The following is a 1,464-nucleotide window of genomic DNA, read 5'->3' on the forward strand; positions in this document are numbered from 1 at the left end:
TGAACTGACCCCCAGAAGTTGGACGGTCAGAAGCTAAAGCCCGAAGGCCTGAGCTCGGTATTGCACCGGGCTCAGGCCTTTTAGCTTGAGCTTGATGCGGTCGTGATTGTAGTAACGGATGTACTGCCTGATGCCCACCTGCAACTGGTCGATGCTCTCGAAGCGGTTCAGGTGGAAGAACTCGGCCTTCAACGTCCCGAAGAAGCTCTCCATGGCGGCATTGTCCAAGCAGTTTCCCTTGCGTGACATGCTCTGCGTCACTGACCGGGCGGCGAGCATGCGACGGTAGTTGGGCTGCTGGTACTGCCATCCCTGGTCGGAGTGCAGGACGGGGCGGTCTGCCGGACGTAGCCGAGCCAGCGCCTTTTTCAACATGCTGCCCACGAGCTTGAACACCGGTCGTCGGCTGGTTTCGTAGGCCACGATCTCGCCGTTGTACAGATCCATCACCGGCGACAAGTACAACTTCTCACCACGCACCTTGAACTCTGTCACATCGGTCACCCACTTCTCGTGCGGACGCGCCGCCTCGAAGTTACGCGCCAACACGTTGGCCGCCACGTGATGTGACTGGCCTCGGTATGAGCGGTACTTCTTGGCGCGCACGAGCGACTTCAAGCCCAGCGCCTGCATCAATTTCTGCACTGTCTTGTGGTTCACCAGCTCACCAGCCTGGCGCAAGACCGCCGTGATCCGGCGGTAGCCATAGCGGCCTTTGTGGCGCGCGAAGACCGCGCCGATACGTTGCTTTAACTCGGCGTACGGGTCTGCGGCGTCCAACGCCTTCAGGTGGTAGTAGAACGTGCTGCGTGACAATCCAGCCACGCTCAGCAGTCGTTCCAGCGGATGCTTATGCCTCAATCCTCGGACCACTTGCGCTTTCCAACGAGCGCTTTGGTCTTTTCCGCTTCGATCAAGGCATCGAGCTTTTTTAGGTAGTCCAACTCCGCTCGCAGGTTCGCAACTTCCTCGAGAAGCTCTTCCTTGGTCATGTCCTTGGACACGGGCTCCGGTGGGTATTTATGGGGCATGCTTGCTCCTGGACGCTTGCGCGCCAACGCCTCTATACCCCCAGCATCATACTGGGCTCGCCACTTCCCAATATGACCTGAACTGCGGATCCCCAGCAGAGTCGCAGCCTCGGTGTCGGATAGCCCTTGGTCGCGGATCTTGCGCAACACAGACTGCTTAAAGGGTGCGCTGTACGTGCCTGACTGCCGGCGCAGGCCCGCTAAACCATGCACGCGATAGCTCTCAACCCATCGTCGGACAACTGAATGGTCCAGTTCGTGACGCGCCGCCACCGACCGACCGCTCTCAGTACCCTTCAAATACTCCCGCACCACCTTTAACTTGAACTGCTCGTCGTACTTCGCCATGTAAAAACCCCCGAAGGTTGGATCAATGTCCAACTTTCGGGGGTCAGTTCAAACTGGCGGGCTTTTTTTTGCATGACGGAGTTCA

General features: G+C 58.4%; 1 protein-coding gene. It reads right to left on the bottom strand.

What is annotated here, in order from left to right; all coding sequences use genetic code 11:
* Window positions 1–33: 33 nt before the first annotated feature.
* A protein-coding gene (locus A9976_RS28595) for an IS3 family transposase (RefSeq protein ID WP_255469105.1) occupies window positions 34–1,379 on the bottom strand; the annotation gives its coding sequence in 2 pieces (ribosomal slippage) (window positions 34–935 and window positions 935–1,379; 1,347 coding nt in all).
* Between the last annotated feature and the right edge of the window lie 85 nt (window positions 1,380–1,464).

The organism is Delftia sp. UME58, from assembly GCF_014170385.1.
GTDB classification, from domain to species: domain Bacteria; phylum Pseudomonadota; class Gammaproteobacteria; order Burkholderiales; family Burkholderiaceae_C; genus Comamonas; species Comamonas acidovorans.